This is a genomic window from Agromyces rhizosphaerae, assembly GCF_027925245.1.
GTDB classification, from domain to species: Bacteria; Actinomycetota; Actinomycetes; order Actinomycetales; family Microbacteriaceae; genus Agromyces; species Agromyces rhizosphaerae.
On record NZ_BSDP01000001.1, the window covers coordinates 1157300 to 1181040 of the forward strand.

At 72.9% G+C, this 23741-nt stretch carries 18 protein-coding genes; 6 read left to right on the forward strand and 12 right to left on the reverse strand.

The genetic code is table 11. The features are described 5' to 3' along the window. Nucleotides 1-68 precede the first annotated feature (68 nt). On the forward strand, nt 69-1352 hold the full coding sequence (locus QMG39_RS05520) for an isochorismate synthase (protein WP_281882882.1): 1284 nt from the start codon (nt 69-71) through the stop codon (nt 1350-1352). Nucleotides 1353-1484: 132 nt separating this feature from the next. On the opposite strand, the gene QMG39_RS05525 is transcribed toward QMG39_RS05520, so the two are convergent. The 3 genes from QMG39_RS05525 to QMG39_RS05535 form a co-directional block, all read right to left on the reverse strand. After that, nucleotides 1485-2309, reverse strand: coding sequence for an SGNH/GDSL hydrolase family protein (locus QMG39_RS05525; protein WP_281882884.1), 825 nt, complete (start codon nt 2307-2309; stop codon nt 1485-1487). 162 nt (nt 2310-2471) lie between these two features. Then, nucleotides 2472-4283 carry a 2-succinyl-5-enolpyruvyl-6-hydroxy-3-cyclohexene-1-carboxylic-acid synthase gene (gene menD / locus QMG39_RS05530; RefSeq protein WP_281882887.1) on the reverse strand — a complete coding sequence of 604 codons (1812 nt, stop codon included), beginning with the start codon at nt 4281-4283 and terminating at the stop codon, nt 2472-2474. Then, entirely contained in the window at nt 4276-4707 is a 432-nt protein-coding gene (locus QMG39_RS05535) for a PLD nuclease N-terminal domain-containing protein (protein WP_281882889.1), read from the reverse strand. Before QMG39_RS05535 ends, menD begins: the two co-directional genes overlap by 8 nt. A gap of 148 nt (nt 4708-4855) precedes the next feature. On the opposite strand from QMG39_RS05535, the gene QMG39_RS05540 reads away from it, so the two are divergent. Then, on the forward strand, nt 4856-5191 hold the full coding sequence (locus QMG39_RS05540) for a DUF4229 domain-containing protein (protein WP_281882891.1): 336 nt from the start codon (nt 4856-4858) through the stop codon (nt 5189-5191). Here the strand turns inward: QMG39_RS05540 and QMG39_RS05545 are convergent, their stop codons facing one another. The 3 genes from QMG39_RS05545 to QMG39_RS05555 form a co-directional block, all read right to left on the reverse strand. Then, entirely contained in the window at nt 5192-6184 is a 993-nt protein-coding gene (locus tag QMG39_RS05545) for a 1,4-dihydroxy-2-naphthoate polyprenyltransferase (RefSeq protein ID WP_281882893.1), read from the reverse strand. Nucleotides 6185-6289: 105 nt separating this feature from the next. Then, the gene (locus QMG39_RS05550) at nt 6290-7525 is read right to left on the reverse strand and encodes an AMP-binding protein (RefSeq protein ID WP_281882895.1); all 1236 of its coding nucleotides are present in this window, start codon (nt 7523-7525) and stop codon (nt 6290-6292) included. Nucleotides 7526-7580: 55 nt separating this feature from the next. Further along, nucleotides 7581-8504 (reverse strand): 1,4-dihydroxy-2-naphthoyl-CoA synthase, encoded by a 924-nt coding sequence (locus QMG39_RS05555; protein WP_281882897.1) that lies wholly within the window; start codon nt 8502-8504, stop codon nt 7581-7583. A 52-nt stretch (nt 8505-8556) separates the two neighbouring features. Between QMG39_RS05555 and QMG39_RS05560 the strand changes: the two genes are divergently transcribed. Next, entirely contained in the window at nt 8557-9558 is a 1002-nt protein-coding gene (locus QMG39_RS05560; protein WP_281882899.1) for an o-succinylbenzoate synthase, read from the forward strand. Nucleotides 9559-9678: 120 nt separating this feature from the next. On the opposite strand, the gene pulA is transcribed toward QMG39_RS05560, so the two are convergent. Then, nucleotides 9679-15846 carry a pullulanase-type alpha-1,6-glucosidase gene (pulA, locus tag QMG39_RS05565; RefSeq protein WP_281882901.1) on the reverse strand — a complete coding sequence of 2056 codons (6168 nt, stop codon included), beginning with the start codon at nt 15844-15846 and terminating at the stop codon, nt 9679-9681. 263 nt (nt 15847-16109) lie between these two features. Between pulA and QMG39_RS05570 the strand changes: the two genes are divergently transcribed. Then, a complete protein-coding gene (locus tag QMG39_RS05570; RefSeq protein WP_281882903.1) occupies nt 16110-16745 on the forward strand; it encodes a hypothetical protein in 636 nt (211 codons plus the stop codon). Nucleotides 16746-16855: 110 nt separating this feature from the next. Here QMG39_RS05570 and ccsB read toward each other — a convergent pair whose 3' ends face one another. Beyond that, entirely contained in the window at nt 16856-17902 is a 1047-nt protein-coding gene (ccsB, locus tag QMG39_RS05575; RefSeq protein ID WP_373878305.1) for a c-type cytochrome biogenesis protein CcsB, read from the reverse strand. Nucleotides 17903-17937: 35 nt separating this feature from the next. On the opposite strand from ccsB, the gene QMG39_RS05580 reads away from it, so the two are divergent. Continuing rightward, nucleotides 17938-18594 (forward strand): DUF2306 domain-containing protein, encoded by a 657-nt coding sequence (locus tag QMG39_RS05580; RefSeq protein ID WP_281882905.1) that lies wholly within the window; start codon nt 17938-17940, stop codon nt 18592-18594. On the opposite strand, the gene resB is transcribed toward QMG39_RS05580, so the two are convergent. Genes resB through QMG39_RS05600 form a run of 4 tightly spaced genes read right to left on the reverse strand, consistent with a single transcriptional unit; the run spans nt 18578 to nt 22295 of the window. Beyond that, nucleotides 18578-20257: a cytochrome c biogenesis protein ResB gene (gene resB, locus QMG39_RS05585; RefSeq protein ID WP_281887171.1), complete on the reverse strand. Its 1680-nt coding sequence runs from the start codon at nt 20255-20257 to the stop codon at nt 18578-18580. The genes QMG39_RS05580 and resB overlap by 17 nt on opposite strands. 49 nt (nt 20258-20306) lie before the next feature. After that, nucleotides 20307-21062 carry a cytochrome c biogenesis CcdA family protein gene (locus tag QMG39_RS05590; protein ID WP_281882907.1) on the reverse strand — a complete coding sequence of 252 codons (756 nt, stop codon included), beginning with the start codon at nt 21060-21062 and terminating at the stop codon, nt 20307-20309. Nucleotide 21063: 1 nt separating this feature from the next. Then, entirely contained in the window at nt 21064-21651 is a 588-nt protein-coding gene (locus QMG39_RS05595; RefSeq protein WP_281882909.1) for a TlpA family protein disulfide reductase, read from the reverse strand. Next, the gene (locus QMG39_RS05600) at nt 21651-22295 is read right to left on the reverse strand and encodes a histidine phosphatase family protein (RefSeq protein ID WP_281882912.1); all 645 of its coding nucleotides are present in this window, start codon (nt 22293-22295) and stop codon (nt 21651-21653) included. The genes QMG39_RS05595 and QMG39_RS05600 overlap by 1 nt, the downstream gene beginning before the upstream one ends. A gap of 101 nt (nt 22296-22396) precedes the next feature. On the opposite strand from QMG39_RS05600, the gene aspS reads away from it, so the two are divergent. Beyond that, nucleotides 22397-23740 carry an aspartate--tRNA(Asn) ligase gene (aspS, locus tag QMG39_RS05605; RefSeq protein ID WP_281882914.1) on the forward strand — a complete coding sequence of 448 codons (1344 nt, stop codon included), beginning with the start codon at nt 22397-22399 and terminating at the stop codon, nt 23738-23740. Nucleotide 23741 lies beyond the last annotated feature (1 nt).

The window sequence follows — 23741 nt, forward strand, 5'->3', positions numbered from 1 at the left end:
GGCGATCGGATGCCCCGAGCGGCACGCACTCGGAGCGCACCCCCAGATCCGCGTCGTAGGCTGGTTCCGTGACGTTCACGGGCCCCATCGCGACGGCGGGTGCGGCGCACCCGACGGCACGCACGCGGCTCCACGTCGAGACACGAGGCGTCGTCGACCCGGGTGCGCTGCTCCCGCTCGCCGACGCGACCTCGCCGCTCGCCTGGCTGCGCGAGGGCGAGGGCATCGTGGGCATCGGCGAGGCACTGCGGCTCGAGTTCCGCGGGCCTTCCCGGTTCGCGGATGCGGCCGACGCATGGCGTTCGATCGCTGACCTCGCGGAGGTCGCCGACGCCGTCGACGTGCCCGGCTCGGGGCTCGTCGCGTTCGCGTCGTTCGCGTTCGCCGACGACTCCGCGTCGCCCAGCGCCCTGGTGGTGCCGGCCATCGTCGCCGGCCGGCGCGGCGGGCGGGCGTGGATCACCCGCATCCGCCCCATCGACGGCGGCGCGGCTTCGCTGCCGCCGCTGCCCCACCCCACCGCCTTCGGCGCGCCCTGGCGCGTGAAGCTGCGCGATGGCGCGCTGCCGCCGTCGGAGTACGAGGCGGCCGTCGCCGAGGCCGTGGGCCGCATCGAGGGCGGCGAGTTCGAGAAGGTCGTGCTCGCGCGGGAGCTGCGGGGGCGGATGCCGCGTGGCGCCGACGTGCGCAGACTGGTGTCGCGACTGTCGACGGAGTACCCCGAGACCTGGACGTTCGCCGTCGACGGACTCGTCGGCGCGAGCCCCGAGACGCTCGTGCGCGTCGACCGCGGCGGCGTGAGCGCGCGCGTGCTCGCGGGCACCGCGTCGCGCGGCGTCGACACGGACGGCGACCACGACGCCGAGCTGCGACTCGCGACCTCGACCAAGGACCGCGACGAGCACGCGTTCGCCGTGCGCAGCGCGATCGAGACGCTGCGGCCGCACACGTCGCGGCTCGAGGCATCCGCCGAGCCCTTCACCGTGCGCCTGCCCAACCTCTGGCACCTCGCGACCGACCTCGACGGCACCCTCGGCGACGGATCGACGTCGCTCGACCTCGTCGCCGCGATGCACCCGACCGCCGCGGTGGCCGGCTCGCCGACGGACGTGGCGACGGCCGCGATCGCCGACCTCGAGCGGTTCGACCGAGGCCGATACGCGGGGCCTGTCGGCTGGATCGGCGCCGACGGCGACGGTGAGTGGGCGATCGCGCTCCGCTGCGCGCAGATCGGCCCGGGCGGCACGGTGCGCGCCCACGCGGGCGCCGGCATCGTGCGCGACTCGGTGCCGGGCGAGGAGCTCGCCGAGTCGACGATCAAGTTCCAGGCGATCGTCGACGCGATCGGCTGACGCGCGCCCCCGCGCGCCGCGACACACTGCGCAACTCACGAGACCGAGCGCACCGAGTACGAACGGCGGAAACCCGCGAGGAGTTTCCGCCGTTTGCGTACTCGGTGGCTGACCGAAGCGACTGAGCGCGGGTCAGAGGGCGCCGAGCACGTACGCGGCGTAGACGGCCTGGCCCTGTGCTGTGGGGTGCAGGAACGTGAACGGGTCGCCCGGGTTCGCCCCGAGCCACGGCTCGGCGTCGCCGACCTGGTGGCCGAAGAACGCGTAGGCGACGCTCGTGAAGGCGACGTTCGCCCCGAGGCCGGCAGCGGCCGTGGCGCCGGCCGCGATCTGCTCGTCGAGCGCGAGCGTCGCGAGGTTCACGGTCTGGGCCGACGGGTTCAACTCGGGTACGAACGGAATCGGGTAGTCGGTGACGACGATCCGAGCTCGCGGAGCACGTTCCGCTATCGCGAGCAGGAGGTCGGTCAGGTCCGAGGCGATCGCGCCGGAACCGAGGACCTGCGACGCCTCCAACAGTGCTGCCGTACATGCGTCGGAGAACGGGTCTGGCGTGCACGCCGCGTAGACCTCGTCGATGCCGAGGTCGTTCGCCCCGACCGTGATCGTCACGAGCGTCGTGCCCTTGTTGACCTGCGAGAGCTGCGTGTCCATCACGTCCTCGATGGTCGCGCCCGAGCAGGCCGCCAGGCGCAGCAGGTTGACCTTGGGATCGGCCTCCTGCGCGTCGAGCAGGTACGGGTAGGCGGCAGTGCTACGGAGGCACCCGTCGAGCGGGAACCCAGCGCCTTGGCCGGCCGCGTACGAGTCGCCGAGGGCGACGAGCTTCTCGACGGGCGGCGGACTCGGCGGAGCCGCCATGGCCGGCGCTGCCGCGCCGAAGAGGAGTGCCGCGGCCGCGAGGACGGCCGTGACGGCGGAGACTGCAGGACGACGAGAGTGCGACAGCAGTGTCATGCCTCGAAAGCTACTCTTCCTCACCTTCATGCGCTCCCCCCGTTCGGGGGCCATTCGGAGGACGGAGTCCGCAGGTCAGCGGGCGCACCGAGTACGCGAAGTGCGGGAACGCGAAGCGGATTTCCGCAGTTTGCGCACTCGGTGGGCGGGCTGAAGGCGGGTTCAGCGGGCGAGGGGGACCTCGATGAGCACCGGGCCGGGGCGCGTCGCGGTGAGGGCGGCGTCGAGCGCGCCGGCGGTGTCGGCGTGCGCGTACTCCCAGCCGTAGGCGCGCGCGAGCGCGGCGAGGTCGACGGCGTGCGGGGTGAACTGCACGCGATCGAACGCGGCCGGGTCCGCGGTGCCGGCGACTTCGAGGGCGTCGAAGATCGATCCGCCGCCGTCGTTGCCGACGATGACCTGGAGACGGGGCATCCGCTCGCCCGAACCGGCGAGGAGCGAGCCGGCGTCGTGCAACAGCGTGACGTCGCCGATGAGCGCCCTCGTGGTGCCGTGGGCGGGCGCATCCGCGGCCTCGTCGGCGACGCCCGGAGGCGGGAACTGGCTCGCGATCGCGACGCCGAGCGCGGTGGCGACGGTGCCGTCGATGCCCGAGAGCCCGCGGTTGGCGTGCACGGTGACACGGCGGCCGGCCACTGCGCGGTCGGCGTCGCGCACGAGGCGCGAGGCACCGAACACCAGCCGGTCGTGCGGCCAGGTCGCGCTCCAGACCGCCTCGACGAGGCTGCGCCGGGTCACGGGCTCGCGCATCGCGTCGACGCTCGCCTGCACGTAGGCGCGGCGCGCATCGAGCTCGGCGAGGTCGAGATCATGGTCGTGCGGGGTGGGCTCGGCCGAGGGCACGTACGACTCGGACGGCGCCGGCTCCAGCATCCGCCTGCTCGTGAAGACCCAGCGGCCGACCCACGCGCGCTCCTCGGCGCCCGGCCGACGCGGCTCGACCCGCACGGCGCGGTGGAAGCGGTCGACGCCGTGCCCGGGGTTGTACCACTCGATGCCCGACGGGGCCACGACGATCGCCTCGACGCCGTCGCGCGCGACCAGCGCGGGCACCTCGCGGCTGAGGGTCGGGTGTCCGAAGACCACCACGCGCTCGATCGCACCCGCGAACACGACATCGCGCAGCAGCTCGCGGTACGCGACCACGAGGTTCGGGCCGAAGTGCGCGCCGCTCACGACCTCGGCGAACAGCGGCCAACCGCCGTCGCGCGCGAACTGCTCCGCCTCGGGGCCGGCGCCCGCACCGGCGACCACGACCGTGCGGGGGCCGTGCGCGATCAGGGCGCCGTGCGGCCCGACGGCGGCCGACGCGTGCGGTGCGACGGCGATCACGGATGCCGCGGAGCCACCGCCGGCCGGGGCTGCGGCGTCCGACGTGCGGGCCCCCGACAGGGGCTCGCGCATGGCGAGGTTCACGTGCACCGGCCCGGGCCCGGGGTCGGGCACGAACGCGCCGTCGGCATCGAGCCCCAGGGACGCGGCGACCGCGTCGCGGGCGATCGCCTGGGCGGCATCCGTCTCGCCCACCAGCCCCTCGGGCGCCGCGACATCGTGCTCGAGCCGCACGGCCCCGGCGAAGATGCCGGGCTGCACGGTGGTCTGGTTCGCGCGCACCCGCTGCAGTTCTTCAGGGCGGTCCGCCGTCACGACGACGAGCGGCACGCCGGAGTGGTGCGCCTCGAGCACGGCCGGGTGCAGGTTCGCGACGGCGGTGCCCGACGTCGTGATCACGGCGGCGGGGCGGCCCGACTCGCGCGCGAGGCCGACGGCGAGGAAGCCGGCGCCGCGCTCGTCGATGCGCACGTGGAGGCGCACGAGGCCGCGCTGCTCGAGCTCGGCCGCGGCGAGCGCCAGCGCCTGCGAACGCGAACCCGGGCTCACGACGAGATCGGTGACGCCGGCGGCGACCAGGCCCTCGAGGAGGGCGTGCGCGACGTCGCTCGCCGGACTCGGCGCGGGCGACGCGTCAGGCATTCGGGCGGCTGCTCGGGGGCGTGTCGCCGTCGTCGTCGCGGCGGCGCTCGGAGTGCTCGGGGTGATCCGGGTGGTCGGTCGGGAGATCGGGCTGGTCGGTGCGATCGTCGAGGTCGGCGAGCTCCTCCTCCAGCCGGCGGATGCGCTCCTCCTGGGCCGCGTCGCGATCGAGCCCGCGCAGGAAGTCGGCGTCGTCGTCGGGGGCGACGGTGCGCTGCGCGCGGCGCGGCGGGCGACCCTTGCGGCCGCGGCCCACCAGGAACCAGAGCACGCCGCCGATGACGGGGACGAGGAGGATCACGAGGATCCACCACACGCGGCCGATGCCGCGGATCCGCGAGCGGTCGAACATCGCGCAGTCGACGATCGCATACACCGTGAAGATGACGACGACGATGCCGAGTCCGAACAGCAGGCGGGCCATGCCACACAGTCTAGGTGTCCGCGCTGCGGGCGGGCTGGGAGCCGCGGTTTCGGTGGAGGGGGTTGCCAGCTCCGGCCCGACATGGTGCGATTCGCCCTGTGCACGGCGCCCAGCGAGCGCGCAGACAGGGCGACCTACACTTGTGGGCGTGCGATCCGTCCCGAACTGGGTGACCTACACGGCCCTGCGTCTCCTGGCGTTCGCCGTTCCGCTCACCGTGCTGCTCATCGCCGGAGTGAACCCGTGGATCTCGTCGCTCGTCGCGGCGCTGTTCGGGCTGAGCGTCTCGGTGATCTTCCTGCGGCGCCCGCGCGACACCATGTCGGAGCAGATCTACGCGGCCCGCCACCGCGAGACGCCGGTCGTGCACGAGGACGACGCCGCCGAGGACGCCGCCGTGGACGCCGCGGAATCCGCCGGCTCCGACGCGTCCGGCCGCCCGGAGGCATCCGCCCCGCAGCGGTCGACGGACGCCGAGCGCTAGCTAGAGCGCGAACGCGAGACCGAGCCCGACTCCGTAGAGGAGTGAGGTCGCGCTCGCGAGCTGCAGCGCGATGATCAGCTCGCGCGAGGTGCGCGCCGTCGACACGATGAGCACCGCGGGCAGCGCCGCGAGCAGGGCGAAGAACACGAGCCATGCCGGCGGGTAGAAGAGCGCGAGGAACGCGACCGCCAGGAACGGCACGAGCAGGAACACCGCGAACAGCACCCGGCCGAACACCTTGCCGACGAGCACCGCGAGCGTGCGCTTGCCGGCCGCGCGGTCGGGGCCGACGTCGCGCAGGTTGTTCGCCATGAGCACCGCGCACGCGATCAGGCCGAGGCCCGCGCCGGTCACCCACGCCTCGAGGTTGACCGTGAGCGCCTGCACGTAGGCCGAGCCGGCCGTCGCCACGACGCCGAAGAAGACGAAGACGAACAACTCGCCGAGCCCGTAGTAGCCGTACGGGTGCTTCCCGCCGGTGTAGAACCACGCGGCGACGATCGCGACCGCGCCGACGGCGAGCAGCCACCACTGCTGCGTGAGCACGACGAGCACGAGGCCGGCGACGGCGGCGACGCCGAAGCTCGCGAGGGCGGCGATGAGCACCTGGCGGGGCTTCGCGAGACCCGATCCGGTGAGGCGCGCCGGCCCGACCCGGTGCGCGTCGGTGCCCCGCACGCCGTCGGAGTAGTCGTTGGCGTAGTTCACGCCGACCTGCAGCGCGAGCGCGACGATCAGCGCGAGCACGGCACGAATCGGATGCCACGGGCCGTCCGCGATCGCGACGATGCCGGCACCCGTGCCGGCCACGACCGGCGAGATCGCGAGCGGCAGGGTGCGCAGCCGCGCGCCGGCGACCCAGTCGCTGAACGTGGCCCGGCGCTGCGGGGGCGCGGGCCGGTTCGTGCTGCCCGACTTCGCGGGGTTGCCGGATCGACCGTAGGTCTTCGGGCGCTTGGACGGCTGGGGGGAATCGGGGGTCGGGCGTGCCACGCGACCATGCTAGTTCGCCGGGGGCGGCGAGCCCGTGGGCGGGCAGGGAGCCTCCGATGCGTCGGCCATGAGCGCGGCGAGCGCGCGCTTCGCGACTGCTGCGGGCTACGCCTCGGCGGCGAGTGCGGCGAGAGCTCGCCGGTCGGGCTTGCCGCTGTCGAGGAGCGGGAGTTCGTCGACCACGATGAGGCGCGCGGGACGGGCTGCGGCGCCGGCGACGGATGCCACATGGGCGGCGAGCCGCTCGAGCGCATCCGTGGCGCGGGCCGGGCCGGTCGCCGGGGCGACGACCGCGGGGGCCGCGCCCCACTCGGCGTGCGGCGCGGCGACGACGACGGCGTGCGCGAAGCCGTCGAGCGCGCGGACGGTGCGCTCGACCTCGCCGAGCGCGACCTTCACGCCGCCGGAGACGATCACGTCGTCGGCGCGACCGCGGATGCGGAGCGTGCCGTCGTCGGCGAGGTCGCCGAGGTCGCCCGTGCGGTACCAGCGCGTGCCATCGGCGTCGGTGGCGAAGGCGGCGTCGGTGCGGGCGGTGTCGACGGGGATGAGCAGCGGTTCGTCGCCCGGGCGGGTGGGGGCCTCCGGGAAGTCCAGGTAGCCCTCCGCGAGGCTCGGGGCGGCGAGCTCGACCTGGCCGTCGACGATGCGGAGGCGCACGCCGGGCAGCGGACGGCCGTCGTAGACGCAGCCGCCCGCGGTCTCGCTGGAGCCGTAGGTGCGGGTCACGCGTGCGCCCATCGCAGCGGCGCGCTCGACGAGGCCGGGCGGGGCGGCCTGGCCGCCGAGCAGCACCCGGTCGAAGCGCGCGAGCGCCTCGCGCACGCCCCGGTCGTGCTCGGCGGCCTCGAGCACGCGCGCCAGTTGCACCGGCACGAGCGAGGTGTACGCGCGGTCGTGGCTGCGGCGGAGCGGGGCGGCGGCGGCCGCGAACGCGACCGGGTCGAAGCGCTCGCCCGGCACGTCGAGGGGTTCGGTGCCCGCGGCGAGCGCGCGCACGATGACCTGCAGCCCGGCGATGTAGTGGCCGGGCAACGCGAGCACCCAGCGTCCGGCCCCGCCGAGCGCCTCGTGCGTCGCGTCCGCGCTCGCGAGCAGCGCCTCGGACGAGAGCGCCACCCGCTTGGGCGCCTCGGTCGACCCGCTGGTCTCGACGACGACGGCGACCCGGTCGTCGACCTCGCCGACGACGTCGCCGGGCGCCAGGAGCCGGCCGCCCGGCATCCGATGCCCCGGTGGCACCGGGAAGACCGCGGCCCCTCCCCCGTGGAGCGCCGCACGCGCGGCCTCGACGAGCCCGTCGACGTCGTCGGCGGCGACCGTGACGAGCGGGCGGGTCATGGTCGAGCCTGCGACGCGCGGGCTCCGCGGCGCGCGCAGCTCAGGGGCATCCGCCTCAGAACTGCCACGGGAACGGCGCCCAGTCGGGATCGCGCTTCTCGAGGAACGAGTCGCGCCCCTCGACCGCCTCGTCGGTGCCGTAGGCGAGGCGCGTGGCCTCGCCCGCGAACACCTGCTGGCCGACCAATCCGTCGTCGACGGCGTTGAACGCGAACTTCAGCATGCGGATCGCCGTGGGCGACTTCGTGAGGATCGTGCGCGCCATCGACACGGCCTCGCGCTCGAGGTCGGCGTGCGGCACGACCCGGTTGACCGAGCCCATCTCGTGGGCGCGCTGAGCCGAGTACTCCTCCGCGAGGAAGAACACCTCGCGCGCGAACTTCTGGCCGATCTGACGGGCGAAGTAGGCCGAGCCGTAGCCGGCGTCGAAGCTGCCGACATCGGCATCGGTCTGCTTGAACCTCCCGTGCTCGGCGGATGCCACGGTCAGGTCGCACACCACGTGCAGCGAGTGCCCGCCGCCGGCCGCCCAGCCCGGCACGACCGCGATGACGACCTTCGGCATGAAGCGGATCAGGCGCTGCACCTCGAGGATGTGGAGCCGGCCGCTCCGGGCCGCGTCGATGCCGGAGGCCTCCTCGCCGTCGGCGTACCGGTAGCCGTCGCGGCCCCGGATGCGCTGGTCGCCGCCGGAGCAGAACGCCCAGCCGCCGTCGCGCGGGCTCGGACCGTTGCCGGTGAGCAGCACGACGCCGACACGCGGGTTCGTGCGGGCATCCTCGAGGGCCGCGTACAGCTCGTCGACCGTGTGCGGACGGAACGCGTTGCGCACCTCGGGGCGGTCGAACGCGACCCGGGCGATGCGGCCGTCGAGCGAGTGGTGGTACGTGATGTCGGTGAAGGCTGCGCCGCCGGTGACGGATGCCGCGGCATCCGCCCATTCACCCGCATCGAAGAGTTCGGAGACCTGCTCGACCATGGCTCCAGCCTAGTTCCGGGCGGCTCGGCGGGCGCGGTGGCAGACTCGGGGCATGAGCGCCGACGTCCTGCCGCCACTGCACGACCTGCTCGACACCGCCCGGGTGGTGGCGCTGCCGCTGGTGACCCGATTCCGCGGCATCACGGTGCGCGAGGCGCTGCTGCTCGAGGGGCCGGAGGGCTGGACCGAGTTCGCGCCGTTCGCGGAGTACGACGACGAGGAGGCATCCGCCTGGCTCGCCGCCGCGATCGACTTCGGGTGGCGGCAGGCGCCGCCGGTGCTCCGCGACCGCATCCCGGTCAACGCCACGGTGCCGGCCGTCGACGCCGACGAGGTGCCGGCCGTGCTCGCGCGGTTCCCGGGGTGCCGCACCGCGAAGGTGAAGGTCGCCGCGGGCGACCAGGTGCTCGCGCAGGACGTCGCGCGGGTGCGCGCGGTGCGCGAGGCGCTCGGGCCCGAGGGGCGCGTGCGGCTGGACGCGAACGGCGGCTGGAACATCGACGAGGCCGAGCACGCGATCCACGCGCTGGCCGAGTTCGACCTCGAGTACGTCGAGCAGCCGTGCCCGAGCGTGGACGAGCTGGCCGAGATCCGGCGGCGGACGAAGTACATGGGTATCCCGATCGCGGCCGACGAGAGCGTGCGGCGTGCCGACGACCCGCTCGCGGTCGCGGAGGCCGGAGCCGCGGACCTGCTCGTCGTGAAGGCGGCGCCGCTCGGTGGCATCCGGCGCGCGCTCGACGTGGTCGGGCGCGCCGGCCTGCCGGTCGTGGTGTCGAGCGCCCTCGACACGAGCGTCGGGCTCGCGATGGGCGCGCACCTCGCGGCATCCGTGCCCCGGCTCGACTACGACTGCGGGCTCGGCACGGCCTCGCTGCTGGCGGCGGATGTCACGGGGCATCCGCTCGCGCCCGAGCAGGGGTCGATCCCGGTGCGGCGGGTCGAGGCGGATGCCGCGCTGCTCGAGCGTCACGCCGCCGAGCCCGACCGCACCGCCTGGTGGATCGCGCGCCTCGAGCGCTGCCACGCGCTGCTCGCCGCCCGCGCGTCCTGACCGCCGGGAGACCCGTCACGTCACGCGTGGGTGGGAGACCCGTCAAGAAGCTGCGTTCACAGGTGCGAGAGTGCAGGTTCTTGACGGGTCTCGCCGGGGTGCACGGGCGTGCGAGGGGGGTCAGGCGCGGGCGCGGTTCCGGGGGCGGAGGCGCGGGGCCGCGAGCAGGGCGAGGCCGGCGAGCAGGGCCGCGGCGAGCAGCGCGGCGAGCGCGAGCTGGGTACCGGTGAGGCCGAGCGAACCCGTCACCGTGAGCGGCGTGACCGCCTCGGCGCCCGACTGCACGCCGATCAGGCGCACGTGGTGCGCGCCCTGCTCGGTCTCGGCGGGCACGGTGACCGCGAACGCGACCGTGCCGGACGCGTCGGCCGTCGCCGCCTGCAGCAGGGTGGGCGTCGACTCGAGCCAGACCTGCACGAGCTCGCCCGGCTCGAAGCCCGAGCCGGCCACCGTCAGCGTCTCGCCCGTGACGACCGCGGCGCCGCCCACGCGGATGTCCGCCCCCTGGACGGCACCGACGGCGTTGCCGCCGCCGTTCCCGGCGGAGGCGCCGGGGCCGATCGGCTGCTGGGCCTCGACGAGCACCGCCGCGGTGCGCGCCGGGATCGTCAGCGTGCCGGTCTTGGCCTTGAACTTCGTCTCGAGCACGACCTCGTCGGCGCCGTCGCGCAGCGCCTTGGCGAGCTTGAACGCGCGGCCCTCGAGCCCCTCGACCTGCTCGGTGATCGGCTCGGGCGAGGCGTTGAAGACGACCAGCGCGCCCTTCGCGGACGGGTCGACGTCGGCACCGACGAGGTCGTCGATGAGCATCACGATGAGGCCCGGCGTGGCATCCGCCCCGCTGTTCGGGAACGAGACCTTCTGCTCGATGAGCTCGGCCGAGCCCAGGCGCAGCAGGTCGACCGACGAGCGCACGCGCAGCAGGTCGAGGGCGGATGCCTCCGCTGCCGCGATGTCGTCTGCGGCGGGCTTCAGCGCCGGGTCGGCGAGCAGCCCCTCCATGACCTCCCAGTGGTCGGCGTTGTCGGCCTCCATGGGCAGGCCCGAGCCGAAGGTCGACTCCTGGCCGGTCCAGTCGATGCGGTTGAACCAGTCGCCCGAGTTGTAGCTGTTGCGGTCGAGCGACTTCGAGCGCAGCAGCTCGGTGCCGGCGTGCCAGAACGACGGGCTCTGCGAGTACGCCACGGTCGCGAGCGACAGGGTGTTCATGCGGATGCGGTCGGCCATCGAGGTCTCCTGCGCGAGCTTCAGCACGCCGAGGTCGAACAGCGTCTCGTTGTCGTGCGCGTCGACGTAGTTGATGACCTCCTCGGGGTGCTCGGCGTAGCCGGCCGGCGACCCGTTGTAGTCGACCTCGGCGCCGGTCTTCAGCACGCCGTCGGAGCCGACGAGCTCGAAGTCGCCGAGGTTGCCGGCGAGGCCGACCTTCACGAGGTCGGTCTGCTGGCCGAGGTCGCGGATGCCGTCGCGCACGGGCAGGCCGTTCGGCTCCCCCGCGAGCCCCGTGCCGAAGCCCTGCTCGTACTTCGAGTCGCCCGCGACCGGGCTGCCGCCGTGCACGCCGTCGCGCAGGCGGTCGTTGAACGTCGCGATGCCCGTGCCGCCGAGCTGGCCCTGCGAGGCCTGCTCGAACCGCGCGTTGTCGGCCACCTCGCCGAAGTTCCAGCCCTCGCCGTAGAGGAACACCGACTCGCCGTCGACGCCGTCCTCGGCGAGCGTGAGCTCGTCGAGCGCCGCGCGCACCGCCAGCATGTTCTCCTTCGAGTGGTGGCCCATGAGGTCGAAGCGGAAGCCGTCGACCTTGTACTCGGTGGTCCAGAGCACGATCGAGTCGACCATGAGCTTCTGGGCGACCTCGTGCTCGGTGGCCACGTTCTGGCAGCAGGTCGAGGTCTCTACCGCGCCCGCCGCGTTCAGGCGGTGGTAGTAGCCGGGCACGAGCCGGTCGAGCACCGACTTCTCGCCCTGCCCCGAGGCCGCCGTGTGGTTGTAGACCTCGTCGAGCACGACCTGCAGGCCGGTGGCGTGCAGCGCGCCGACCATCTCGCGGAACTCCGCCACCCGCGCGCCGCCCTCGGGGTCGACCGCGTAGGAGCCCTCGGGCGCCTGGAAGTGGTACGGGTCGTAGCCCCAGTTGAAGCCGTCGAGGTCGCGGATCGCCTCGATGCACGCCTGCTGCTCGGGCGAGGCCGGTCCGAACGACTCGAGGTCGCAGTCGGGGGTCGCCTGCTGGTCGCGGCGCTCCTCGATGGTCGCGATGTCGAACGTCGGCAGCAGGTGCACCGTGTTGATGCCGGCCGCCGCGAGCTCGCGCAGCTGCGCGGTGCCCGCACTGTTGCGGGTGAAGGCACGGTAGGTGCCGCGCTCGTCCTCGGGCACGGTCTCGTCGGTGATCGAGAAGTCGCGCACGTGCAGCTCGGTGATCGCGCGGTCGACCTGGCGCTCCACGACCGGCGCGGGCGTGGTGGCCCACAGCTCGGGCGCGAGCGCCGGGTCGTCGAGGTCGACGACCACGGTGCGGGCCGAGTTCACGGTGAGCGCGACCGAGTAGGGGTCGGTCACCGAGTTCTGCTCGATCGCCCCGGTGGTCGGCTGGTACACGTCGACGAGCCAGCGGTACTCGCTGCCGACGGCGATGGGGTCACCCGTCGCCGACCACACGCCGGTCGCGTCGTCGAAGGCCGCCTCGACGATCGCCGGGTCACCGGCGCTGCCGGCGTCCCACACCTGGGCCGAGACCTGCTGCGCCGTCGGCGCCCACACCGAGAGGGTCACGTCGTCGCCCGAGACCACGGCACCGAGCGGGGCGGATGCCACGGAGTCGGCGTAGAGGTCGTCGAGCACGCCCGGCAGCTGCACGCCCGTGAAGGCGCTGAGGGCATCGCCGTCGCGCTGGGCGACCTGGAGCTGCTCGGTCACGAGTGACGCGACCGCGTCACGATCGAGCCCGACCGGCCGCAGGGCCAGGTGGCTCGCGAGGTGCGGGAAGGCCGCGGCGAGCTCGTCGCCGATGCCGGCGGGGTCGAGCTCGAGCACGACCGGCTCGCCGCCGCCCGTGACGGCGCCGCCGTCGACCGCGAGCGCGGCGTCGGCCGCGTGCTCGAGGGTCCAGGCCAGGTCGGCCGCGTCCGCGCCGCCGAGCAGCGACGGCGGCCACGCGAGCGTGTCGGCGTCGAGCCAGTAGGCGCGCTCGGCGCCGACGCCCTGCAGCGGCGGGTCCTCGACGACGATCTCGAGCACGTGCGTGGCGAGCGTGTAGCGGAAGACCACGAGCTTGCCGGTCGTGGCGCTGAACTCGATGTTCGGTCCGTTCTGCACGCCCCCGGCGCCGTAGTTCAGGTCCCAGCTGAGGCCGTGCGCGACCTTGACCTGGTAGTTGCCGGTCGGCAGCTGGTCGGTCGAGAACTCGTACACGCCGTCCTTGTCGCCGTCCTGCGCGAACGTCACCATGCAGTCGGGCCGCCAGTCGCCCGGGCAGCCGAGCGCGGCCTGCAGGTCGCCCGGCAGCGTCACGATCGGGCCCTCGGCGGTCGACGAGAACACGTTCGTGCGCGGGTCGAAGTAGAACGTCACCGGCCCGCCCTCGGTCGTGTAGACCACGTTCGGTCCGTTCTGCTCGCCGTTCGCCCCGTAGTTGAGGTCCCAGCCGCCGTTGATGGCGACCTTGTACTGCCAGGTGCCGGCGGGGATCTCGAACGTGCCCTCATAGACGCCGTCGGCGCGCTCGGTCAGCGCGGCGATCTCGCAGCCCGGCTGCCAGTCGCCCGGGCAGCCCATCTCGGAGTTGTGGTCGCCGGGGATGGTGACGAGGTCGATGCCGGTCTCCGGCTCCTCCTCGACGACGAGGGAGACGGCGTTGCCGACCGACGCGTAGGTCGAGGCGGCCGCGCGGTTGCCCGCGGCATCCGTCGACACCGCGCGGTACTCGACGAGCGTGCCGTTCGCGAGCCCGTCGGTGTCGTGGAACACGCGGGGCGTCGTGTCCTCGGCGGTGCCGAGCGCGGTCCACTCGTCGGAGCCGGCGACGCGCCAGGCGAAGCTCGTCTCCTGCCAGACGTCGGCGACGGTCGCCGCGACCGGCGTGCTGCCCGTGACGCCGGCGCCCGCCGACGGCACGTCGACCGAGATCGCCGCGGCCGCCTCTGGTGCGCTGACCTGACGGTCGGCCACCCACACGACCGCCCCGAGGGCGGGCACGGTGACGGATGCCACGCCGGCGGCGTCCGCCGTCACGGCCGCGCCGTCGCCGTAGAGCACCGAGAACTCGCCCGACCCGGTGAGCGTCGGGATCTCGACGGACTGGTCGGTGCCCGCGTTGTTCACGGCGACCAGGTACTCGACCTTGTCGTCGCGGGCGACGCGGCTGAAGGCGTAGACGCCCTGGCCGTCGGCGACGTAGCGCTCGATCTGCGCGCCCTGATCGAGCGCGGGGTGCGCGTCGCGCAGCGCCGCGAGCGCGGCGATGTGCGCGTAGAGCGGGGCATCCGTGTCGTACCGGTCGACGCTGCCGGCGGTCTCGCCGGTCACGAGCGGCTGGTTCGCGTACTCGTCGACCTGCGTCGCGAAGAGCGTCTGGCGCGCGTCCTTGTCGCCGCCCGTGCCCGCGAAGCCCTGCTCGTCGCCGTAGTAGACGACCGGCTGGCCGCGAGTGAGGAACATGAGCTCGTGCGCGAGCTCGTCGCGCTCGAGCGCGGCACCGGTCGACGCGAGGAACGAACCGACGCGGCCCATGTCGTGGTTGCCGAGGAAGGTCGGCAGCGCGGTCGACGAGGTGTCGGGCGTCGTGTACCGGTCGTCTCCCGCGAACAGCGACTGCAGGTTGCCCGCCGAGTTGCCGGCGGCGAAGCTCACGGCCTGCTGCTGGAACGTGAAGTCGAGCACCGAGTTCATGTCGGTGTCGCGGAGGTACGGGGCGAGCTTCGCCGGGTCGGCGTCGTAGACCTCGCCGAACATGAAGAAGTCGGGCTTGCCGGCCGCGTGCGCGTAGTCGAGCACCTCGGTGGTCCAGGTCTCCCAGAACTCGAAGTTCACGTGCTTGGCGGTGTCGATGCGGAAGCCGTCGATGCCGAGGTCGACCCAGTCCTGGTACACCTCGACGAAGCCGTTCACGACGGTCGGGTCCTCGGTCATCAGGTCGTCGAGGCCGACGAAGTCGCCGAACGTGACCGACTCGCCCTCCCACGTCGAGTCGCCGCGGTTGTGGTAGACCGTCGGGTCGTTGAGCCACGCCGGCACCTTGACGTCGGCCTCAGCGGGCGCGATCACCGGGGTGTACGGGAAGCTCGTGGCCGCGTCGAGGTCGGGGAAGTCCGGGCTGCCGGCGATGGCGCTCGGGTCGAACTCGGCGCCCGAGGCATCCGTGTAGGGGCTCGTGGCCTTGTCGATGTAGGAGTACTCGCCCTCCGCGTACGAGATCACGTCGGCCGTGTGGTTCGTGATGATGTCGAAGTAGATCTTGATGCCGCGGGCGTGCGCCTCGTCGATGAGCGCCTCGAGCTCGGCGTTCGTGCCGAGGTGCGGGTCGATCTGCGTGAAGTCGGTGATCCAGTACCCGTGGTAACCGGCGCTCGCGTTCGTACCCTCGCCCTGCACCGGCTTGTTCTTGAAGCTCGGCGTGAACCAGATCGCGGTCGTGCCGAGGCCCTCGATGTAGTCGAGCTGATCACGGATGCCCTGGATGTCGCCGCCGTGGTAGAAGCCCTTGTCGGTCGGGTCGAAGCCGTGGTCGAGGCGGTCGCCCGCGATGCCGGCCGTGTCGTTGCCCGCGTCGCCGTTCGCGAAGCGGTCGGTCATGACGAAGTAGAAGTTCTCGGCGCTGCCCGGCTGGCGCGCGGGAGCGGCGACCAGCGCGGCATCCGTCGCCTCGTCGTAGCCGGCGCGGGTGCTCAGCAGCTCGAGGCCGACGCGCTGCTGGTTGTCGTCGAAGAGGATGCGCACGTCGGTGGCGCCAGCGACGGTGAGCGGGATGTTGTCGCCGCCGCCGTTCAGGCCCCACGACGCGTCCCAGTTGTCGTTCGCCGCGACCTTGTACTCCCAGGTGCCGGCCGGCACCGTGAACTCGGCCGCGTAGACGCCCGGGGTGTCGGTGGCGAGCAGTTCGGTCGCGTCGCACTCGGGCTGCCAGTCGCCCGGGCAGCCGAGCTCGTCCTGCAGCGAGCCGACGACCGCGAAGGTGTCGCCCTCGGCGGAGTTCGCGGCGGCCAGGGGAAGGACGGTGAGCACGGATGCCGCGAGGGCCCCCGTGATGCCAGCGGCGAACCATCTGCGCGCGAGCGCCCGTTGCGTCATCTTCGACTCCCGATTCCTGGCACTGCGACGTGCCGAACGACATTGAGCAGGACGCTAGCGCGGTCGCGCGGGTTAATGCAAGCGCTTCCACTCACTCCGCTCGGCGCTGACACGATTCACCGCGCACGCCCGGGATGATCGCGCTCCCAAGCTGAGGATGACTCGCAAGCGCTTGCGCTCTCGCTCGGCCCGGGCCGCCTGTGAGCAGTCGTCGCGGGCCCTGCGCAGGGCCGCTACGCTGGCTCGCGTCGAGAGGAGCCTCCGTGCGCAATCCGTCCCCGCTGCTGCCCGCGTTCGCCGCGGTCGCGCTGCTGCTCGCCGGATGCTCCGGCGGCGGTGCGGATGCGACGGACGACGACGTCTCGGCCACGGTCGACGGGAGCGGGGCTACCGCGACCGCCGATGCGGGCGACGGCGACGCGGACGCGTCGGGCGACGACACCGGCACCGGCGGCGACTGCCTCGTCGGCGACTGGGTGCTCGCCGTGTCGGACATGCAGGCGTACTACGACGTCGTGGGCTCGGCCAGCGGCATGGAGATGACCCTGGACGGCACCACCGGCCTCAGCCTCACCGCCGACACCTTCGAGTACACGCCCGACATGATGCTCACGCTCGACTTCGAGGGGACCTCCGCGGTGGCGGTCCTCGGCGGCAGCCTGAGCGGCGAGTACACGACCGCCGACGGCGTCATCACCACGACGAGCGAGGTGTTCGACTTCGAGGCCGAAGTGACGGTCGACGGCACCCCGGTCGGCGATTCGTCTATGGCCAACGAGCTGCTCGCGGGGTCACCGGTCAGCGACGCGCCCTACGACTGCTCGGGCGCCACACCCGTGATCATGTTCGACACGGGCGTCGGCGAGCGCGTGCCGGTGACGCTGCAGCCCGCGGGCTGAGGTCTGCCCGGGGCATCCGCTCACCCGGAACCGAACGCGAGACCCGTCAATGGACTGCGTTCAGCGGCGCGAGAGCGCAGCTTTTCGACGGGTCTGGGAATCTACGAGGGTCAGAGGCCCGAGTAGGCGTGCAGGCCCTTGAAGAACAGGTTCACGACGGTGAAGTTGAACAGCACCGCGGAGAAGCCGATGATCGCGAGCCACGCCGAGCGCGAGCCGCGCCAGCCGCGCGTCGCGCGCGCGTGGATGTACCCGGCGTAGACCACCCAGATGATGAAGGTCCACACCTCCTTGGTGTCCCAGCCCCAGTAGCGGCCCCATGCGGCCTCGGCCCAGATCGCGCCCGCCATGAGCGTGAAGGTCCAGAGGATGAACCCGATGATGTTCACCCGGTACGCCAGGCGCTCGAGCTGGTCGGAGTTCGGCAGCGTCGCGAGGAACGACAGCTTCGCGGCCTTCGCGGTCTCCACCGCGGCCTCGCGGCGCGACTGCAGCAGCTGCACGAGCGACAGCGCGAAGCCCAGGGCGAAGAACCCGACGGCGGCCGTCGCGACGAACACGTGGATGATGAGCCACGCCGACTGCAGCGCTGGCGGCAGCGGCACGACGCTCACGTAGAAGTTGACGGATGCCACGCCGAGCGAGACGAGCACCAGGCCCACGATGAACGTGCCGAGGAACCGCAGGTCGAACTTCGAGAACAGCAGCACGCCGAGGTAGACAGTGACGATCACGAGCGTGCCGGTCATGGCGAACTCGTACATGTTGGCCCACGGCACGCGCTCGGCGGCGATGCCGCGCAGCACGGTCGCCGCGAGGTGCAGCGCCCAGCCGATGACGGTCAGCGCCACGGCGGCCCGCAGCGAGGGCGAGCGGCCGTAGTCGACGGATGCCACTGAGCCGGCGGAGTCCCCGGCGCCGGTCGTGGGCGCCTCGCCTGCGCCCGCCCCGCCCGTTCCGGCAGTGCTCGCGCCCCCGGCGAGCGCGCGCTCGCGGCGCTGCGCGGCCGGCACCGCCTCGGCACCGGCGCTCGCGGAACCCGCCGCGGCCGAGCGGCGCGCGAGGTCGAGCGCGTACGCGATGAACGCGAGCGCGTAGACGGCCATGGCCGAGTAGAGGGAGAGCACGGAGTACTGGTCGAGCGTCACGGCAACCACCTTACGTCGGCGAGCCTGCGCGTATGGTGTCGAGGGTGAGGCGCGCAGCATCCGTGGTCGTGGGGGCGCTCGTCGCCCTGCTCATCCTGATCGTGCTCGCGTTCGCGGTGCTCAGGGTCCTGACCGACGTGCCGCTGCTCGCCGCGGGCGAGCCCGCTCCCCCGGGCAGCATCGGCGAGGCCTACGTCGCGCAGCCGGTGCTCGCCTACGCCCACATCGTGCCGGGCGTGCTCTACCTGCTGCTCGCCCCCTTCCAGCTCTCGGCCCGGTTCCGCGACCGGCACCGCCTCGCCCACCGCCGCATGGGGCGCGTGGCACTCGCGCTCGGTGTCGTCAGCGGCGTGTTCGGGCTGGCGTTCGGCGTGCCGTTCGCCTTCGGCGGGCCGTGGGAGTCGCTCGCCGCCGCGGTCTTCGGCGCGTGGTTCCTGGTGGCGCTGCTGCTCGCGTACCGGGCGATCCGGCGCGGCGACGTGCGCACGCACCGGCGCTTCATGATCCGCGCGTTCGCGGTCGGGGTCGGCGTCGGCACGATCCGGATCTGGATCGGGGTCTTCGAGGCGACGGGCGTGCTCACCGGCGAGGCGGCGTTCGCGCCGGCCTTCTGGCTCGGCTTCGGCCTCCACGTGCTGGTGGGCGAGCTGTGGCTGCTCGCGTGGCCGGATCCACCCGTTCGCGCTACGCGCGCGCGGTAGCGCCGAGCGCGCGGGCGTGCCGGTCGGCCAGCTCGGCCACGGCGTCCGCGAGGCCGGGGTCGTCGCCGCGGGCGAGGCCGGCGTACTCGAGGCGCACGGTGCCGGCGGTCGCGTCGCCGTCGGCGCCGCGTGGCTCACCGGCATCCGTCGCCTTGACCCAGACCCGGCGGCGCGGGATGAACAGCGACGTCATGAGACCCGCGAGCGCGAGCAGCGCGAAGACCAGCACCCAGCCCTGGGTCGGGTCGTGGTGGATGTCGAACGACGCGAAGCGCAGCACGCTCTGCGACGTGTCGCCCTCGGCGGTGCCGGCGGGCGAGGCGTCGACGAACTCGACGGAGCCGAGGCCGTTCGGCAGCTCGGCCGTCTCGCCCGGGGCGAGGTCGATCGAGTCGACACCCGTGTCGCCGCCGGTGAGCTGGGTCATGTCGTCGGTGTCGAGCGCGTAGACCGACGTGGGCACGCCGTCGTCGATGCCGAGGTCGCCCGCGTAGACGTTGAGCGTGAGCACCGGGAAGAAGAGGTCGGGGTAGGTCGAGGTGAACGCGCCAGTGGTCAGCACGTCCTGCGTCGGGTAGAAGAAGCCGATCATGCCGAGCTGCTCGTCGAGCCCGTCGGGCACCTTGATCACGCCGAGCGAGGTGAGGTTCGCGTCCTGCGGGAGGAACGGCACCGCATCGGTGAAGACGACCGCGCCGGAGGGGTCGCGCACGGTGATCGTGGGCGCGTAGCCGTTGCCGAGCAGGTAGATGTCGGTGCCGTGGGCGCGCAGCGGCGCGTTCACCTTGACGACGCCCGGCTCGGGCTCGCCCTCGCGCGCCTGCACCGTGACCGACGCCGTGAAGTCGACGGGTTGGCCGAGCGCGTCGACGTTCTCGGTCTCGTACACGGCCTCGAGGTCGTCGAGCGCCAGGCGGTACGGGTCGAGCGTGGTGTCGTCGAAGAAGCGGCCCGGATTGAACGAGTCGTACGAGGCGAGCGTGTTCACGAACGACTGCCCCTCGACCAGCACGCGCTGCCCGGCGAAGCCGTAGCCGCCGCCGACGGCGACCGTCACGAGGATCCCGACGAGCGCCGAGTGGAACACCAGGTTGCCCGTCTCACGCAGGTACCCGCGCTCGGCCGACACGGATGCCACGGCCCCGGCGTCGTACCGCTCGACCCGGTAGCCCGACTGGCGCAGCATCCGCTCGGCCGCGTCGACCGCGTCGGCCGGGGTGCCGGTCGCCTGCCGCTCGGTGAAGCCGACCAGCCGCGACAGGCGCGCCGGGGTCTTCGGCGGGCGGGCGCGCAGCGCGTCGAGGTGGTGCTTGGTGCGCGGGATGACGCAGCCGATGAGCGACGTGAACAGCAGCAGGTAGATCGCCGAGAACCAGACCGACGAGTAGACGTCGAACATCTGGAACGAATCGAGCACCGGCGCGAGGTCGGGGTTGTCGGCGAAGTACTGCGTGACGCCGTTCGGGTCGCTCGAGCGCTGCGGCACGAGCGAGCCCGGCACCGCGGCGATCGCGAGCAGCAGGAGCAGCAGCAGGGCCGTGCGCATGCTCGTGATCTGCCGCCAGGCGAAGCGCAGCCAGCCGGCCGGGCCCAGGCGGGGCTGGGTGACGGATGCCCCGGGGCGGGGCGCGGGCTGGTCGACGTGGTCGCTCGGGCGGGCCACGTCGGGGGCGTCTGCCGTGGCGGGCGCGCCGGTGCGGCCGTCGGCGCCGTCAGATGGGGAGGTCATAGCTCGTGATCACCGCCTGCAGGTCGTACATCCACGCGTTCCACACGCCCGTGACCATGAGGAGCCCGATCACGATGAGCAGCGCCCCTCCGATGATGTTGATGAGCCGGATGTGGCGGCGCAGGAAGGCCAGCGACCCGGTGACCCAGCCGAAGCCGAGCGCGACGAGCAGGAACGGGATGCCGAGGCCGATGCAGTACGCCAGCCCGAGCAGCGCGCCGCGGCCGACCGACGCCGAGTCGGCGCTGAGCGTGAGCACGACCGCGAGGGTCGGGCCGATGCACGGGGTCCAGCCGAGGCCGAACACGATGCCGAGCAGCGGTGCACCGGCGAGCCCGGTCGCGGGCCGCCACGACGGGCGCAGCGTGCGCTGCAGGAACGTGAATTGGCCGATGAACACGAGCCCCATCGCGATGAGCACGACCCCCGCCACGCGGATGATCACGTCGGACCAGACCTTCAGCCACACCCCGAAGGCGCCGGCGACGGCGTTGAAGAGCAGGAACACGAGCGTGAATCCGGCGATGAACAGCAGCACGCCGAGCACCAGCCGCCGCCGGTTGGCGCGCTCGGCCGAGGCATCCGCCGACGCGTCGGCGAAGCCGCCGACGTAGCCCAGGTAGCCCGGCACCAGCGGCAGCACGCACGGCGAGAGGAAGGAGACGAGCCCGGCCGCGACCGCGATCGGGATGGCGACCAGCAGCTGGCCGTTCAGCACGACCTCGCCGATGCCGCCCACGTCAGGCGCCCTCGTCGAGCACGTCGTTCACGATCGTCTGCAGGTTCGAGCGGTTGAGCTGGCCGAGGATGCGCGCGGCCACGCGCCCCTCGGCGTCGAGCACGAGCGTCGTGGGCACTGCGTTGGGCGGCACGTCGCCCGCGAACGCGAGCTGCACCGCGCCGTCGTTCGCGTCGACGATCGACGGGTAGGTGATGCCGTAGTCGGACTCGAAGCTCGCCGCGGTCGGCGCCTGGTCGCGCACGTTCACGCCGAGCACGCTCGCGCCCGCGCCCGCGAACTCCTCGCTCACGGCCTGCAGGTCGGGCGCCTCGGCGCGGCACGGGGCGCAGCCGGCGTACCAGAAGTTGACGATCAGCACCTCGCCCGCGTAGTCGGCGGACGACACCTGCTCGCCCTCGATCGACTCCCCCGCGAACGCGATCGGCTCGCCGCGGTCGGCGGGCGCGATCTCCGAGATGGTGCCGTCGCCGGCGATGTAGTTCTTGCCGCTGCCGTCGCGGTACTGGTCGGCGAGCGGATCGGACCCGCAGCCGGCGAGCACGACGACGGATGCCGCGGCCAGCGCCACGGCGGCGAGACGGCGCATCACACCGCCCCCACGTCGGTCGCGGCGACGGCCAGCGGTGCGGCCGGGTCGCGGTAGCCGACCTCGACGAATCGGCCGTCCCGGCGCTCGAACGTGGTGATGCTCGACAGCGCGCAACGGCGCCGGCGCGGGTCGTGCGAGAGCCGGCGGCCAGTGACGCGCCGGTGCGCCATCCAGATCGGGAGCTGGTGGGAGACGAAGATCACGTCGCCGGACTCGGCCGCATCGGCGGCATCCGCCATGGCCTGCAGCATGCGGTCGGCGATCGAGCCGAACGGCTCGCCCCAGCTCGGCTCCCACGGGTTCACCAGCAGCGGCCAGTTGCGCACGTCGCGCAGGGCCCCGCCGGAGCCGGTCATGCGCTTGCCCTCGAACCGGTTGGTCGGCTCGATCACGCGCTCCTCGAGCACCGGCTCGAGTCCGAACGCCGCCGAGATGGGCTCGGCCGACTGCTGCGTGCGCTGCAGCGGCGAGGAGTAGAGCGCGGCGATGGTGCGCCCGCGGGCGCGGAGGTCGTCGGCGGCGGCCTGCGCCATCTGGCGTCCGAGCGAGGAGAGCCCGTAGCCGGGGAGGCGACCGTACAGCACGCCCTGCGGGTTGAAGACCTCGCCGTGGCGCACGAGATGGATCTGGTCGGCCGGCACGGCATCCAGTCTAGGCAGCGCGAATCCATGAGAATGCCGAGAACGTCGGGGCGACCCGCCCGGGGATCGCGCACAGGTGCGCGCGGGTAGGATGGTCGGCCGTGAGCACACGCACCCTCGTCACGAACCTCGCCGCCCTCGAGGACGGCCCCGTCAGCGTCTCCGGATGGGTCGAGACCGTCCGCGACCAGAAGAAGGTGCAGTTCGTCATCCTGCGCGACGAGTCCGGCGCGGTGCAGCTCGTGAACCCCGCCGTGCGGGAGCTCGCGGAGGACGCCGGGCCCGAGGCATCCGCCCGCCTGGCCATCACCGAGCAGATCTCGGCGCTCGCCCACGGCTCCTTCATCACCGTGACCGGCGACCTGAAGCACGACGAGCGCGTGAAGCTCGGCGGGCTCGAGGTGAAGATCGGCACGCTCGAGGTCGTCACCGAGGCGCTGCCCGAGACGCCGATCGCCGCCGACTCGAGCCTCGACAAGCGCCTCGACTGGCGCTTCCTCGACCTGCGCAACCCGAAGCAGGCCCTCATCTTCAAGGTCCAGACGACGCTGCTGCACGCGTGGCGCACGTACTGGGTGGAGCGCGGGTTCATCGAGATCCAGACCCCGAAGCTCATGGCGTCGGCCTCGGAGTCGCGCGCCGAGCTGTTCGAGATCGAGTACTTCGAGGGCAAGGCGTACCTCGCGCAGAGCCCGCAGTTCTTCAAGCAGATGGCCCAGGTCGCCGGCTTCGGCAAGGTGTTCGAGGTCGGCCCGGCCTTCCGCGCCGACCCGTCGTTCACCTCGCGCCACGCGACCGAGTTCACCTCGGTCGACGCCGAGATGAGCTGGATCGACTCGCACGAGGACGTCATGGCGATGCACGAGGAGCTCCTCGTCGCGGGCTTCACGGCGGTCAAGGAGCGCCACGGCGCCGAGATCGAGGAGCTGTTCGGCGTCGAGGTCACCGTGCCCGCCACGCCGTTCCCGCGCATCCCGCTGGCGCGCGCCAAGGAGATCGTCGCCGAGCGCGGCTACGTCGTGCCCCGCGAGGACGAGGACATGGACCCCGAGGGCGAGCGCCAGATCGCGGCGTACGTGCGCGAGGAGTTCGGCCACGAGTTCGTCTTCCTCACCGACTACGCCTCGAACATCCGGCCGTTCTACCACATGCGCCACGAGGGCGACCCGTCGCTCACGAACAGCTACGACCTGCTCTTCAACGGCGTCGAGATCTCGACCGGCGCGCAGCGCGAGCACCGCGTCGACGTGCTCGTCGCGCAAGCGAAGGAGAAGGGCCTGGAGCCCGAGGAGCTCGAGTTCTACCTCGACTTCTTCCGCTACGGCGCTCCCGCGCACGGTGGATTCGGCATGGGCCTCGCGCGCGTGCTGATGCTCATGCTGCACGAGGCGTCGATCCGCGAGGTCACCTACCTGTTCCGCGGCCCCACGCGCCTGCTGCCGTAGC

What these genes read in the sequence shown, in the direction of transcription:
- QMG39_RS05525 (WP_281882884.1), bottom strand. Translation starts at nt 2,309, where the DNA reads ATGACACTGCTGTCGCACTCTCGTCGTCCTGCAGTCTCCGCCGTCACG.
- menD (WP_281882887.1), bottom strand. Translation starts at nt 4,283, where the DNA reads ATGCCTGACGCGTCGCCCGCGCCGAGTCCGGCGAGCGACGTCGCGCAC.
- QMG39_RS05535 (WP_281882889.1), bottom strand. Translation starts at nt 4,707, where the DNA reads ATGGCCCGCCTGCTGTTCGGACTCGGCATCGTCGTCGTCATCTTCACG.
- QMG39_RS05550 (WP_281882895.1), bottom strand. Translation starts at nt 7,525, where the DNA reads ATGACCCGCCCGCTCGTCACGGTCGCCGCCGACGACGTCGACGGGCTC.
- QMG39_RS05555 (WP_281882897.1), bottom strand. Translation starts at nt 8,504, where the DNA reads ATGGTCGAGCAGGTCTCCGAACTCTTCGATGCGGGTGAATGGGCGGAT.
- QMG39_RS05560 (WP_281882899.1), top strand. Translation starts at nt 8,557, where the DNA reads ATGAGCGCCGACGTCCTGCCGCCACTGCACGACCTGCTCGACACCGCC.
- pulA (WP_281882901.1), bottom strand. Translation starts at nt 15,846, where the DNA reads ATGACGCAACGGGCGCTCGCGCGCAGATGGTTCGCCGCTGGCATCACG.
- QMG39_RS05595 (WP_281882909.1), bottom strand. Translation starts at nt 21,651, where the DNA reads ATGCGCCGTCTCGCCGCCGTGGCGCTGGCCGCGGCATCCGTCGTCGTG.